Origin of the sequence: Solimonas sp. SE-A11 (assembly GCF_030345715.1) — a bacterium.
GTDB lineage: Bacteria > Pseudomonadota > Gammaproteobacteria > Nevskiales > Nevskiaceae > Solimonas_A.
The window spans coordinates 116,610-130,987 of record NZ_JAUASX010000006.1 but is presented as its reverse complement, the minus strand read 5'-3'; the positions used below and the strand labels follow the sequence as shown (position 1 = coordinate 130,987).

Annotated in this window: 11 protein-coding genes; 9 read left to right on the top strand and 2 right to left on the bottom strand. The window is 67.9% G+C overall.

Annotation, left to right across the window (positions count from 1 at the left end):
- Nucleotides 1-28: 28 nt before the first annotated feature.
- The 9 genes from QT386_RS09130 (at nucleotide 29) to QT386_RS09090 (ending at nucleotide 12,168) form a co-directional block, all read left to right on the top strand.
- Complete coding sequence (locus QT386_RS09130; protein ID WP_289273439.1) at nucleotides 29-2,476, top strand: DUF6351 family protein; 2,448 nt, start codon at nucleotides 29-31, stop codon at nucleotides 2,474-2,476.
- 147 nt (nucleotides 2,477-2,623) lie between these two features.
- Nucleotides 2,624-4,630 carry a transketolase gene (gene tkt / locus QT386_RS09125; protein WP_289273438.1) on the top strand — a complete coding sequence of 669 codons (2,007 nt, stop codon included), beginning with the start codon at nucleotides 2,624-2,626 and terminating at the stop codon, nucleotides 4,628-4,630.
- 85 nt (nucleotides 4,631-4,715) lie between these two features.
- The gene (gene gap, locus QT386_RS09120; protein ID WP_289273437.1) at nucleotides 4,716-5,720 is read left to right on the top strand and encodes a type I glyceraldehyde-3-phosphate dehydrogenase; all 1,005 of its coding nucleotides are present in this window, start codon (nucleotides 4,716-4,718) and stop codon (nucleotides 5,718-5,720) included.
- A gap of 122 nt (nucleotides 5,721-5,842) precedes the next feature.
- Nucleotides 5,843-7,021, top strand: coding sequence for a phosphoglycerate kinase (locus QT386_RS09115; RefSeq protein WP_289273436.1), 1,179 nt, complete (start codon nucleotides 5,843-5,845; stop codon nucleotides 7,019-7,021).
- Nucleotides 7,022-7,039: 18 nt separating this feature from the next.
- A complete protein-coding gene (locus QT386_RS09110; RefSeq protein WP_289273435.1) occupies nucleotides 7,040-9,247 on the top strand; it encodes a DEAD/DEAH box helicase in 2,208 nt (735 codons plus the stop codon).
- A gap of 92 nt (nucleotides 9,248-9,339) precedes the next feature.
- Nucleotides 9,340-9,930: a LemA family protein gene (locus QT386_RS09105; protein WP_289273434.1), complete on the top strand. Its 591-nt coding sequence runs from the start codon at nucleotides 9,340-9,342 to the stop codon at nucleotides 9,928-9,930.
- A gap of 11 nt (nucleotides 9,931-9,941) precedes the next feature.
- Nucleotides 9,942-10,787, top strand: coding sequence for a YgcG family protein (locus QT386_RS09100; protein WP_289273433.1), 846 nt, complete (start codon nucleotides 9,942-9,944; stop codon nucleotides 10,785-10,787).
- 2 nt (nucleotides 10,788-10,789) lie between these two features.
- Complete coding sequence (locus QT386_RS09095; protein ID WP_289273432.1) at nucleotides 10,790-11,293, top strand: TPM domain-containing protein; 504 nt, start codon at nucleotides 10,790-10,792, stop codon at nucleotides 11,291-11,293.
- Between the two features lie 80 nt (nucleotides 11,294-11,373).
- Entirely contained in the window at nucleotides 11,374-12,168 is a 795-nt protein-coding gene (locus tag QT386_RS09090; RefSeq protein WP_301334242.1) for a MoxR family ATPase, read from the top strand.
- Nucleotides 12,169-12,229: 61 nt separating this feature from the next.
- Here QT386_RS09090 and QT386_RS09085 read toward each other — a convergent pair whose 3' ends face one another.
- Together QT386_RS09085 and QT386_RS09080 are read right to left on the bottom strand one after the other, a co-directional pair.
- Entirely contained in the window at nucleotides 12,230-13,279 is a 1,050-nt protein-coding gene (locus QT386_RS09085) for an FHA domain-containing protein (protein WP_289273430.1), read from the bottom strand.
- Nucleotides 13,280-13,525: 246 nt separating this feature from the next.
- Complete coding sequence (locus tag QT386_RS09080; RefSeq protein WP_289273429.1) at nucleotides 13,526-14,365, bottom strand: FHA domain-containing protein; 840 nt, start codon at nucleotides 14,363-14,365, stop codon at nucleotides 13,526-13,528.
- Nucleotides 14,366-14,378: the final 13 nt, after the last annotated feature.

The window sequence follows — 14,378 nt, the reverse complement described above, 5'->3', positions numbered from 1 at the left end:
TCACATTGATCTAGCGGGAGGACAAAGCATGAAGGCCCTGACGAGGCGCACGGCACTGTGCGCAGCTTTGCTGTGGGCGTTGGCCGGCTGTACCGGCCGTTCCGAATCGGTGGACGGCGAGGGCGGCGGGGTCGGCGGCACCAACCTGGTCGAGGCCGACTACCACACCCGCGCCACGCCGCCGCTGGAGGCGGGCCAGTTCGAGATGATCACGCTGTCGACGCTGCCCGAGGCGGTGACCGACGGCGACGTGCTGCTGGGCCTGCGGGGCCTGGCCTCGGGCGACAGTTTCAAGGTCACGCGCAATGGCGTCGACGTCAGCGCGGCGTTCGCGCGGGTCGAGGGCGGTGAGGTGCGCGGCCTGGTCACTGGCCTGGTCAACGGCGCCAACCGCCTGGCGGCCACGGTCACCGGCGACGCCGGTACGCGTCGCGCCGAGCTGACCGTGCTCAATCACCCGATCACCGGTCCGGTGTCGTCCGGGCCGCACCAGAAGCCCTTCATCTGCCGCACCGAGGACAACGGACTCGGCGCGCCGATCGACGCCAACTGCTCGATCGTCACGCAGTACAAGTGGTTCTACCGTTCGGTGACCAACCAGGGCTTCAAGGAGCTCCCCGATCCCTACGCCGCCTACCCCGGCGACGTAATCATGACCGAGACCAAGGACGGCCGCGCCGTGCCCTTCGTGGTGCGCATGGAGACCTCCACCATCAACCGCGGCATCGCGCGCCTGGCAGTGCTGGACGACCCGCATGCCCGCGGTGCCGAGGCGCCGTTCGCCGCCACCCAGTGGGACGGCCACGTCTACTACGTCTTCGGCGAGTCCTGCGGGGTTGGCTACCAGCAGGGCAGGAGTGACCCCAACCTGGTGCTGGGCGCGCTAGCGCTGACCGAAATCTCGGCCGACAACCTGCTGATCAACCTGGTGGGCATCGCCGACCGCCTGGGCAAGGGCGACCTGGTGATCCACAACACGCTCAGCGCCTTCGGCAACCACTGCAACCCGCTGATCAGCGCCGAGACAGCGATGCTGATGAAGGAGCACATCACCGAGAAGTACGGCCCGGTGCGCTTCATGATCGGCACCAACGGCTCGGGTGCTGCGCTGCAGCAGTACAACCTGGCCAACAGCTCGCCGGGCGTGCTCAGCGGCGCGATGCCGACGGCGACCTTCGCCGACATCCTGACCACGGCGATGACGGTGGCGGACTGCGGCCTGCTGCAGCACTACTACGAGAACAGCTCGCTGGACTGGAGCGTGGGCAAGCAGGCGGCGGTCAACGGCCACAACCTGCTGGTGGGCAATCCGCTCAATGCCATCTGCCAGTCCTGGGTGGATGCCTTCCTGGACCTGCTGAATCCCGAGGTCGGCTGCGGCCCGGTGCCGGAGGCCGACCGCTACCGTGGCCCGGACAATCCCAACGGTCCGAACCTGAGGGGCGTGCGCTGCACGGTGCAGGACGCCAACGTCAACATCTTCGGCCGTGACCCGGCCACCGGCTACGCCAACCGTCCGCTCGACAATACCGGCGTGCAGTACGGCCTGGGTGCCCTGCTGGCCGGCACCATCAGTGCCGAGGAGTTCCTCGACGTCAACCGCAACATCGGCGGCTTCAACATCGACGGCAAGCCGGTGGCGGAGCGCATGCGCATGAACGAGCAGATGGCCAAGACAGCCTACCTGGTCGGCGGCGTCATCGGCCGCGGTGCCCTGGCCGAGACCCCGGTGCTGGATCATGCCCCGTACCTGGACCTGATCCCGGTGGCCAACATCCACGAGGCGGTTCGCCCCTTCATCGTGCGCTCGCGCCTGCAGAAGCAGACCGGCCAGGTGACGACCCAGGGCCTGTGGCGCGGCGTGGTGACCCAGGCCGACGGCTATCCGGTGATGGAGCAGTGGCTGGAGTCACTGCAGCGGCCGGAGTACGGCGGCGACCACATGGCGGCGGTGATCGAGGCCAAGCCGTCGGCGGCGGCCGACCGTTGCGTCTTCGGCACCATCGGCGGACGCCTGGAGCTGCCGGACGCGATCCTGCTGCCGCTGGGTCTGGCGCAGCTGCCACTGCTGCCGCAGCTCGGGCCGCTTCACGATCTGCTCCCGGAGTTCGACGTGAACATCCCGCTGCGCGTCGACCTGCCGGAGTTTTACAACAACGATGGTTCCGGCCTGGGCGTGTGCTCGCTGGCACTGCCGGTGACCAGGACACCGCGCATGGTGGCCGGCATGCCGATGACCGACGACATCATCCGCTGCCAGCTGCGCCCAGTGGACCCCGCCGACTACGCCGGCAAGCTCAGCGAGGCCCAGATCGCTGAAGTCCGCGCCATTTTCCCGGGCGGCGTCTGCGACTTCAGCAAGCCGGCGGCCGAGGACGTGGCCCACAGCCTGCTGTACCCGTCCCTGGGCGGCGAGCGCCAGCAGGCCCCGCATTCCATGAAATGGTGGGCGGCACGCTCCTCAAAAGCGCAGTAAACCCTTGATGGGAAAGCCCGGCGGCCTCGGCCGCCGGGCTTTTTTGTGCCCTGCGTCGCGGGTGAATCGCCTGTTTCCTTGCCCCGGCGCACGCAAACCCTGAAAATATGCGCCCTTTTCTGTCCCCCTTCAGGCCGCCGCTTCCCTATGCCCGCGACGAACCGCTTCGAACTCGCCAACGCCATCCGCGCCCTGTCGATGGATGCCGTGCAAAAAGCCAACTCCGGCCACCCGGGCATGCCGATGGGCATGGCGGACATCGCCGAGGTGCTCTGGAACGATTACCTGAGCCACAACCCGGCCGATACGACCTGGGCCAACCGCGACCGCTTCGTGGTGTCCAACGGCCACGGCTCGATGCTGCTTTACGCGCTGCTGCACCTCACCGGCTACCCGCTGCCGATCGAGGAGCTGAAGAACTTCCGCCAGCTGCACTCCAAGACCGCCGGCCACCCGGAGTACGGCATCACCCCGGGCGTAGAAACCACCACCGGCCCGCTGGGCCAGGGCCTGGGCAACGCCGTGGGCATGGCGCTGGCCGAGCGCGTGCTCGCCGCCCGCTACAACCGTGACGGCCACAACGTGGTCGACCACTACACCTACGCCTTCACCGGCGACGGCTGCCTGATGGAAGGCATCAGCCACGAGGTCTGCTCGCTGGCCGGAACGCTGGGCCTGGGCAAGCTGGTGGTGTTCTACGACGACAACAACATCTCCATCGACGGCGAGGTCGAGGGCTGGTTCCGCGATGACACGCCGGCCCGCTTCGAGGCCTACGGCTGGCAGGTGATCCGCAAGGTCGACGGCCACAATCCGGCCGAGATCAAGAAAGCGATCGACACCGCCCGCGCCACGCAGGACAAGCCGACGCTGATCTGCTGCAAGACCATCATCGGCTTCGGCTCGCCGAACCTGCAGGGCAAGGAAAAGAGCCATGGCTCGCCGCTGGGCGAGGCCGAGATCAAGCTGGTGCGCGAGAAGCTGGGCTGGACCCACGCGCCCTTCGAGATTCCGGACGACGTCCGCGCCGGCTGGAGCGCGCTGGAGAAGGGCCGCCTCCGCCAGCAGGCCTGGGAGCAGGCCTTCCGTGCCTATGCGGAGAAGTTCCCGGAGGACGCCGCCGAGTTCGAGCGCCGCATGAAGGGCGACCTGCCGGCTGGCTGGGCCGAGCACGCTGCCGCCGCGCTGGCCGAGGCTGCCAAGTTCGACAAGCCGGTGGCCACGCGCAAGGCCTCCAAGAACGTGCTGGACGCGCTGGCCTCGGGCCTGCCGGAACTGTTCGGCGGCTCCGCCGACCTGACCGAGTCCAACTGCACCGACTTCAAGGGCCACAAGGCCTTGCGTCACGGCCGCCTCGACGGCAACTACGTGAACTACGGCGTGCGTGAGTTCGGCATGTCGGCGATCATGAACGGCGTCGCCCTGCACGGCGGCCTGATTCCCTTCGGCGGCACGTTCCTGACCTTCAGTGATTACGCCAGGAACGCGGTGCGCATGGCCGCGCTGATGAAGATCCGCAGCATCTTCGTCTACACCCATGACTCGATCGGCCTGGGCGAGGACGGCCCCACCCACCAGTCGGTGGAGCACGTCGCCTCCCTGCGCCTGATCCCCAACCTGAACGTGTGGCGCCCGGCCGACCAGTTCGAGACCGCCATCGCCTGGCAGGACGCCATCGAGCGCAAGGATGGCCCCTCGGCGCTGGCGCTGACGCGCCAGAACCTGGTGCCGCAGGCCCACCCGGAGCAGCACTTCACCGACGCGCGCCGCGGCGGCTACGTGCTGTGGGAGCCGGCCGCGGCGGCGCAGGGCATCCTGATCGCCACGGGCTCGGAAGTGCAGCTGGCCGTGGACTCCGCCAGGAAGCTGGCCGAGCAGGGCATCAACGTGCGCGTGGTGTCGGTGCCCTGCGCCGAGATCTTCCGCCGCCAGGATGCCGCCTACCGCGAGACGGTGCTGCCCAAGGCGCTGCGCAAGCGCCTGGCGATCGAGACCGGCGTGTCGATCTACTGGGAAGGCCTGGTTGGCGACGAGGGCGAGGTCCTCGGCGTGGACACCTACGGCGAGTCCGCGCCGCTGGCCGCCGTGATGAAACACTTCGGCTTCACCGTCGACAACGTCGTGGCCAAGGTCACGGCTCTGCTGGGCAAATGATGAAGGGGGCGCCGCGAGGCGCCCCTTTGTTTTTCAACCGAAACCTGCGGGATGGCCGCAGTCCTGTACTAAAGGAAAAGTAACGATGACCGTCAAAGTAGGTATCAATGGCTTCGGCCGCATCGGCCGCAACGTGCTGCGCGCCGCCGTGCAGAACTTCGGTGGCGACATCGAGATCGTCGGCATCAACGACCTGCTGGAGCCGGACTACCTCGCGTACATGCTGCAGTACGACTCCGTGCATGGCCGCTTCAAGGGCGACATCAAGATCGAGGGCGGCGCCCTGGTCATCAACGGCAAGAAGATCCGCCTGACGCAGGAGCGCGATCCGGCCAACCTCAAGTGGGACGAGATCGGCGCCGAAGTCGTGATCGAATCCACCGGCCTGTTCCTGGACAAGGCCAGCGCCGAGAAGCATCTCGCCGCCGGCGCCAAGAAGGTGATCATCTCGGCTCCGTCCAAGGACGACACCCCGATGTTCGTCTACGGCGTGAACCACAAGACCTACGCCGGCCAGGCGATCGTCTCCAACGCATCGTGCACCACCAACTGCCTCGCGCCGCTGGCCAAGGTGCTGAACGACAAGTGGGGCATCAAGCGCGGCCTGATGACCACCGTGCACGCCGCCACCGCCACGCAGAAGACCGTGGACGGTCCGAGCAGCAAGGACTGGCGCGGCGGCCGCGGCATCCTCGAGAACATCATCCCGTCCTCCACCGGCGCCGCCAAGGCCGTGGGTGTGGTGATCCCCGAGCTGAACAAGAAGCTGACCGGCATGGCCTTCCGCGTGCCGACCTCCGACGTCTCCGTGGTCGACCTCACCGTTGACCTCGAGCGCGAGGCCACCTATGAAGAGATCAAGGCCGAGATGAAGGCCCAGAGCGAAGGCGCCCTCAAGGGCATCCTCGGCTACACCGAGGACAAGGTCGTGGCCACCGATTTCATCGGCGACGCCCGCACCTCGATCTTCGACGCCGAGGCCGGCATCGCCCTCGACAAGACCTTCGTCAAGCTGGTGAGCTGGTACGACAACGAGTGGGGCTACTCCAACAAGTGCCTCGAGATGGTCCGCGTCGTCGCCGGCAAGTAAGTAAAAAACGGGAATCGGGAATGGGGAATCGGGAATCGCAAAAGCGATTTCCCGGTTCCCCGTTCTTTTTCTTGCTTTAACGATTCCCGATTCCCCATTCCCGATTCTCGGAGCCTCTTCAAATGACCGTCCTTCGCATGTCCGACCTGGACCTGACCGGCAAGCGCGTGCTGATCCGCCAGGACCTGAACGTCCCCATCTCCAACGGCCGCATCACCTCCGACGCGCGCCTGCGCGCCTCGCTGCCGACGCTGAAGCTGGCACTGGAGAAAGGCGCCTCGGTGCTGGTGGTCTCTCACCTGGGCCGCCCGAAGGCCGGCAAGTTCGATCCCGAGGCCTCGCTGACCCTGGTGGCCGCCTGGCTGTCCGAGAAGCTCGAGCGCACCGTGCCGCTGGTCAGCAACTGGATCGACGGCATCGCCATGGAACCGGGCCAGATCGCGCTGGGCGAGAACACCCGCTTCCTCAAGGGCGAGAAGGACAACGACGAGGCGCTGTCGAAGAAGATGGCGTCGCTCTGCGACGTGTACGTGATGGATGCCTTCGGTACCGCGCACCGCGCCGAGGCCTCGACCCATGGCGTCGCCAAGTTCGCGCCCATCGCCTGCGCCGGCCCGCTGCTGGCGGCCGAGCTGGATGCACTGGGCAAGGCCCTGGCCACGCCGAAGAAGCCGCTGGCGGTGATCGTCGGCGGCAGCAAGGTCTCCACCAAGCTGGACCTGCTGGAGAACCTCGCCGACGTGGCCGACCAGTTGATCATCGGCGGCGGCATCGCCAACACCTTCCTGGCGGCCATGGGCAAGCCGGTGGGCAAGTCGCTGCATGAGGCGGACATGCTGGACAAGGCGCGCGCCATCCTGGCCAAGATCCAGGCCCGTGGCGGCGACATCCCGCTGCCCGAGGACGTGGTGGTGGCCTCCGAATTCTCCGCCGAAGCGCATGCCGAGGTGCGCAGCGCCGACGAGGTCGAGTCCGACGAGATGATCCTCGACATCGGCCCCAAGACCCGCAAGAAGCTGTCGGCCCTGCTGAAGTCCTGCGGCACCATCGTCTGGAACGGCCCGGTGGGCGTGTTCGAGTACGACAGCTTCGCCGGCGGCACCAAGGCCATCGCCGAGGCCATCGCGGCGGCCGAGGGCTTCTCGCTGGCCGGCGGTGGCGACACCCTGGCGGCGATCGACAAGTTCAAGGTGGCCGAGCGCATCGACTACATCTCCACCGGCGGCGGTGCCTTCCTCGAATTCCTCGAAGGCAAGAAGCTGCCGGCCGTCGAGATCCTCGAGCAGCGCGCCAAGGGCTGATCTCCGGCATCCGCGACCATGACGGTGACTCCGCCCTGGCCGCTGCCGGTCGTGCGGCTGCTGCGCACGGAGCACGGCTACGGCGGCCGTGACGAGCGCGTGCGCGACTGCGCGCAGCTGCTGTTCGACTATGGCGTGCAGCGCTGCCGCTACGGCGAGCCGGCGGTGGGTGAGCACGGGCAGGGTTTCCTGCTGCGCGACCCCGCCGCCGAGGACGTCGCCTTCCGGAGCCTGGTGGCGCTGGGTCTGGTGTCCTTCGATCCCAAGCGTCCCTCGTTGCTGACGCCCCACAGCGAGCGCGACTGGCTGAAGCTGATGGCCGAGCCGCTGCCGGCGCTGCAGCGCGAGGGCTGGCAGATCGACGTCGACCGCGACTTCAGCTTCCGCCTGTGCGAGCCGGAGCCCGACTGGCTGCTGCAGATGCAGGAGGGCGAGGGCCGCGACTGGTTCGGCGTGGCGCTGGACGTGGACGTGGAGGGCGAGCGCCTGCCGCTGCTGCCGCTGCTGGTGGCCTTCCTGCAGGACCCGCGCGCCGGCTGGACCCCACAGAAGTTCGCCGCGCTGGAAGACGATGCGCCACTGCTGCTGCGCGACGAGGTGCGCGATCGTTGGATCCGCGTGCCGGCCGGTCGGCTCAAGCCGGTGCTCAACGTGCTGCGCGAGCTGTTCACGGCGACCTGGCTCGACGACGGCGGGCGCCTGTGGCTGCCGCGTCCGCAGGCCCTGACGCTGGACGAACTGCTGCACCTGCCGCAACTGCGCTTCGACGGCAAGGCCCCCGGCCCGCTGGCCGGCGTGGTCGAGGTGGCGCCGCCCCAGGGGCTCAACGCCGAACTGCGCGGCTACCAGCAGCAAGGCCTCAACTGGCTGCAGTTCCTTCGCACCCAGAGTTTCGGCGGCGTGCTGGCCGACGACATGGGCCTGGGCAAGACGCTGCAGACCCTGGCCCACCTGCTGCTGGAGAAGGAAAGCGGCCGCATGGACCGCCCCTGCCTGGTGGTGGCGCCGACCAGCCTGATGTTCAACTGGCGCCGCGAGGCCAGGCGCTACGCGCCCGCGCTGCGCGTGCTGGTGCTGCAGGGCCAGGACCGGCGCCTGCGCCACCACGAGATCCGCGATCACGACCTGGTGCTGACCACCTATCCGCTGCTGGCGCGTGACCACGAGGCCCTGTCGCGCCACGAGTACCACCTGCTGGTGCTGGACGAGGCGCAGCACATCAAGAACAGCCGCTCGCAGGCAGCGCAGAAGGTCAGCCAGCTCAAGGCACGGCACCGGCTGTGTCTCAGCGGTACACCGATGGAGAACCACCTCGGCGAGTTCTGGTCGCTGATGAATTTCCTGATGCCGGGCTACCTCGGCAGCGAGGTGGAGTTCCGCCAGCGCTACCGCAAGCCGATCGAGCAGAGCGGCGACCAGGATGCGCGCGAGCAGCTGCTGCGCCGCATCAAGCCCTTCCTGCTGCGCCGGACCAAGGCCGAGGTGGCCAAGGAGCTGCCGCCACGCACCGACCTGATCCGCAGCGTGGCGCTGGAGGGCGCGCAGCGCGAGCTCTACGAGACGTTGCGCCTGTCCATGGACCAGCGGCTGCGCGAGGAGATCGCCGCGCGCGGCCTGGCGCGCAGCCACATCGTGGTGCTGGACGCGCTGCTGAAGCTGCGCCAGGTCTGCTGCGATCCTCGGCTGCTGAAGCTGGAAGAGGCCGCGCAGGTTACCGAGTCGGCCAAGCTGCAGCTGCTGATGGACCTGCTGCCGGAGATGCTGGAGGAGGGTCGCCGTATCCTGCTGTTCTCGCAGTTCACCAGCATGCTGGAGCTGATCGAGGAGCGCCTGCAGCAGGAAGGCATGCGCTACCTCAAGCTGACCGGCGAGAGCCGCGACCGCGAATCGCTGGTGGAACGCTTCCAGCACGGCGACGCGCCGCTGTTCCTGATCAGCCTCAAGGCGGGCGGCACCGGCCTGAACCTGACCGCCGCCGACACCGTGATCCATTACGATCCCTGGTGGAACCCGGCGGTGGAGCAGCAGGCCACCGACCGCGCCCACCGCATCGGCCAGGACAAGCCGGTGTTCGTCTACAAGCTGCTCACCGAGGGCACGGTGGAGCAGAAGATCGCCGAGATGCAGGAGCAGAAGCGCGCGCTGGCCGACGCCCTGCTGGCGGAGTCCGGCAGCATTGCCGGCTGGAGCGAGGACGAACTGCGGGCGCTGTTTACCGCGGCCTGAGGGCCGCGTGCCGTTGCCGCCGGGTCACGGCGCTTGATTCGCCGGCCCATCCCCTCCATGTTAGGCATACCGATCTTCATGGAGCGCCTTCGATGACTCGTCTGATCCAAGCTGGCCTGCTGGGCCTGGCGATGCTGCTGAGCGGCTGCGGCTACAACACCCTGCAGGGCCAGGATGAATCCATCAAGGCCTCCTGGGCCGAGGTGCTGAACCAGTACCAGCGCCGCGCCGACCTGGTGCCCAACCTCGTGGCGACGGTCAAGGGCTATGCCCAGCAGGAGCAGGACGTGCTGGTGCAGGTGACCGAGGCCCGCGCCCGCGTCGGCTCGGTCAACATCAATGCTGCCAGCTTCGAGGACGAGGTGGCGCTCAAGCAGTTCGCCAGCGCGCAGGGCGAGCTGACGTCCGCGCTGTCGCGCCTGCTGGTGGTGTCCGAGAACTATCCGCAGCTGAAGTCGGACACTTTGTTCCGCGACCTGCAGGCGCAGCTCGAGGGCACCGAGAACCGCATCACCGTGGCGCGCAATCGCTACATCGAATCGGTGCAGGCCTACAACACCACGGTGCGCTCCTTCCCCAGCAACCTCACCGCCATGGCGACCGGTGCCAAGGTCAAGCCGAGCTTCACGGTGGAGAACGAGAAGGCCATCGCCGAACCGCCCAAGGTCGATTTCGGCAAGTAGCGGACGGGGCCGTGATCACCCGCCTGCTGGCCGTTCTGGCGCTGCTGGCCGCGTTCACCGTGGCCGCCGAGGTCGCCGTGCCGGAGTTGCGCACACGCGTCACCGATCTCACCGGTACGCTCGGCTCCGGCGAGCGCCAGGGCCTGGAGCGCAAGCTGGCCGACTTCGAGCGCGAGCGTGGCAGCCAGGTGGCGGTGCTGCTGGTGCCAACCACGCAGCCGGAGACCATCGAGCAGTATTCGATCCGCGTGGCCGAGGCCTGGAAGATCGGACGCAAGGAGCAGGACGATGGCGTGCTGCTGCTGGTGGCCAAGGACGACCGCAAGCTGCGCATCGAGGTCGGCTATGGCCTGGAGGGCGCGATTCCGGATGCCATCGCCAAGCGCGTGATCGAAGAGGTGATGCTGCCGCGCTTTCGCGGCGGCGACTTCGCCGGCGGCATCGACGCGGGGGTCGACAGCATCCTGGGGTTGGTCCGCGGCGAGAACCTGCCGGCGCGGCGCAGCGCGCAAGGCCCATCCGGAGATCTGCTCGGGATCGTGGCCTTCGTTCTGCTGGCGGTGACGATGTTCCTGCGCTCGATCCTCGGACGCTTCTTCGGAGGCCTGGCGGCGGGCGCCATCAGCTACTTCGCGGTGATGCTGCTGATCGGCGTACTGGCCTATGCGCTGGGGGCCGCCGTGCTGGCCTTCCTGATGGCGCTGTTCATGGATGCGGGCAGAGGCGGCGGCTGGGGCAACGGCTCCGGCGGATGGGGCGGCTGGAGCTCCCATGGCTCGGGCCGTAGCTGGGGCGGCGGTGGCTTCGGCGGCGGTGGCGGTGGATTCGGGGGCGGCGGCGCCTCCGGGAGCTGGTGACGATGGACTTCAAGCGCCTGTTCCGACACCTCACCACCGGGCCCTGGACCCTGCGCCGCCGCTTTCCGCCGGCCGTGCTGGCGGCGATCGAGGCCACCGTGCGTGCGGCCGAGTCGAGACACCCGGGCGAAATCCGCTTTGCCGTGGAAACGGCCCTGGCGCCGCAGGCGCTGTGGCGAGGCCTGCAGCCACGGCACTGCGCTGAACTGGCCTTCGCCCGGCTCGGCGTCTGGGACACCGAGCACAACAATGGCGTGCTGATCTACCTGCTGCTGGCCGACCATGACGTGGAGATCGTCGCCGACCGTGGCGTGGGCCGCGGGAGGGTGCCAGCGGCCGAATGGGAGGCCTGCTGCCGGATCATGGAAGAGCATTTCCGGGCGGGCCGCTTCCAGGCAGGAGCGGTGGCGGGCGTGGAGGCCGTGGCCGCGGTGTTGGCGCGCTACCCGCCCGTCCACCCGGTGGACGCCGGCAACGAACTGCCGGACCGCCCCGCCATCCTTTAAACTGCGGCTCTTACGCACTTTTCGAGGACCGCCCCGTGCGCTTTCAGGGTACCGATACCTACGTTGCCACCAACGACCTGATGATGGCCGTCAACGCCGCCGTGACGCTGCAGCGCCCGCTGCTGGTCAAGGGCGAGCCTGGCACCGGCAAGACGCAGCTGGCGCGCGAGATCTCCGCGGCGCTCGGCCGGCCCTTCATCGACTGGGCGATCAAGTCCACCACCAAGGCACAGCACGGCCTCTACGAGTACGACGCGGTGTCGCGCCTGCGCGACTCGCAGCTCGGCCAGGAGTCGGTCAAGGACATCCGCAACTACATCATCAGGGGCAAGCTCTGGGAGGCCTTCGACAGCGAGGTGGCGCCGGTGCTGCTGATCGACGAGATCGACAAGGCCGACATCGAGTTCCCCAACGACCTGCTGCGCGAACTCGACCAGATGGAGTTCTACGTCCACGAGACGCGCGAGAACATCAAGGCGAAGAACCGCCCGATCATCATCATCACCTCCAACAACGAGAAGGAACTGCCGGACGCCTTCCTGCGCCGCTGCTTCTTCCACTACATCCGCTTCCCGGACAAGGAGACGATGCAGCAGATCGTCGACGTCCACTTCCCGGGGCTGAAGAAGCACCTGATCAAGGAAGCCATGGAGGTGTTTTTCGGCCTGCGCGACATCCCCGGCCTGAAGAAGAAGCCCTCGACCTCGGAGCTGCTGGACTGGCTCAAGCTGCTGCTGGCCGAGGACATCGATCCGGCCGTGCTGCACGACGCCTCCACCAAGAAGTCGCTGCCGCCGCTCTACGGCGCACTGCTGAAGAACGAAGCAGATGTGCATCTGTTCGAACGCGTCGCCTTCATGGCGCGCCGCAACTGAGGCCCTTCTGGCACAACGAAAAACGGCGCCCGAGGGCGCCGTTTTTCGTTGCAGCCCATGTTCAGACGAACAGGAAGGCCACCGTGCGCGCCAATTCGGCGATGGCCGAGTCGGCACTGGTGTGGCAGCGGTCCGGCATGCCGGTGATGCGCAGCCAGATGCCGGAGACCACGCCGGTCTTGTGGTCCGGGTGCTCCTGGCTCAGCGTGATGAACTGTTGCGGCAGCTTCGGGTCGGGCTGTACACGGATCGTGATCTCGCCGCTGCGGCGCGAGATGTTGAAGTAGCGGATGCGCGAGTCGTCCTTGAGCTTGACCTGCAGCTTCTCGCAGTAGCCCACGATTTTTTCCCACTCCGCGCGCAGCTTGGCTTCGGACTCCTGCTTGCCCTGCTGCTCGCGTTCGCGGTGTGCGCGGATCGAGCGGGCCATGCCCTCCAGTGGGTCATCCACGCTCGGCGGCGGCGCCAGTTCAGAGGCAGCCTTGGGCGCGTCGAGGTCCGGCAGGATGAAGTTGAAGCCGGCGATCGGCGACGACGGCAGACTGGCCGCGGGTGGCGGCGCCGGCTTGGGGGGCGGTGCTGCGACCACCGGAGGCGGCGCAGGCGGCGGGGGGGGAGGCGGCGGCGGTGCCAGGATGGCGCTGAGGGCTGGAATGAGCACTGGTTCGGTGCCCGGCTCGGCGGCCGCCGAGGGCCGCGGCGGAGCCGGTATGGCCGAGACGCCGGTCAGCGGCATGGTCGCATCGGCTGGCGGCAACTGGGGCACCGGGGCCCGCATGATGGTGGTCGCCATCGTGTCAGCGCTGGCGGCGGCCGATGCGGCGGCCGCCTGGTCGTGGAATTCCAGGCGCTGCGCGCCGATGTAGATGACATCGCCGTTCTTCAGCGGCGCGCGGCTGATGCGCTGCCCGTTGAGGATCGTGCCGTTGCTACTCTTGAGGTCTTCGACGAAATAACGGCCGTTGACATAGCCGATCATGGCATGCCGGCCCGACGCGAAGGTGTCGGGCAGAACGATGTGGTTATCCGGCCGGCGACCGATCGACAGCGAGGTCTGGCCCAGGGGCCATTCCTCGGTCGCGGCCCCTGACTTGCGGATGATCTTGGCCATCTCAGTCCTGAGTCCTGAAGCGAGAGCGAATCCTCTTTGTGACATTGTCGGCAGGCGCGGGGACACATGCAATGGATGGAGCCGCCCATCCCCCGATATGGGCCGGCTTCCCGGCTCTTCGGCAAGCCAGATTCGTCATCAGCCCCGTCTGCAAGATTCGCGCCTCCCGCTTCCCCGGGGCAAACGGGGCGGGAGGCGGGCGCCGCTGACAAAATTGGTCAGCTTCTGACGCCTGTGGAATGGGTTTCACGCGATCAGGTAGGCCAGTTCCCGGACCAGTTCGGACACTGCATCCTTGGCGGTGGGATAGCAGCGATCGGCCTGGCCGGTGCGGCGCAGCCAGATGCCGGTCAGCGCATGGCCCTTGTCCTCGGGGTGATCCATCGACAACTGGGTGAAGGTCACCGGCAGGTCGGCCGCGCGCTGGGAGCGGATGATGATGTCGTTGTTGCGCCGCGAGATGGCGAAATAATGCACGCGCGGATCGCCGTCCACTTTTAGCCGGAGCTGCTCGGCATAGGCCACGGCCTGGTTCCACTCGCCGCGCAGGCGTGCCTGGGCGTCCTCGCGCTCCTGCTGCTCGCGCTCGCGGTGCGAGCGGATCGAGCCGACCAGCTGGTCCAGCAGTCCGCCGGGGGCCGGGTCGGCGGGCTGGAGCCGCTCCGCGGGAGCGTCCGGTAGCGAGGTCAGCAGCGGCAGGTCGAAGGGGCCCGACGGTGTCGACGGCTGGGGGGCCGCGATCACCGGGGCCGGAGCGACGGCTGGCCGGCGCAGTGGTGCCGGTGGCGGGGTCCGGGCCACCGGAGGGTCGATGAACTCCAGACGCTGCAGGCCGATCAGGATGATGTCGCCATGGCGCAGCGGCGCCTGCCGCACGGCCGCGCCGTTGACGCGCGTACCATGGGTGGTCTTGAGGTCCTCGATGTAGTGGCGGCCGTCGGCAAAGCCCACCACGGCATGCTGCAGCGCCGTATAGGCGTTGTCGATGACGACGTTGCTGTCGGGACGGCGGCCGATCGTCAGCTGGAACGAACCCAGCTCGATCTCTTCCGCCCCGTCCCGCGTCCTTCTGACAATCTTCGCCATGATCCCCGGCTAC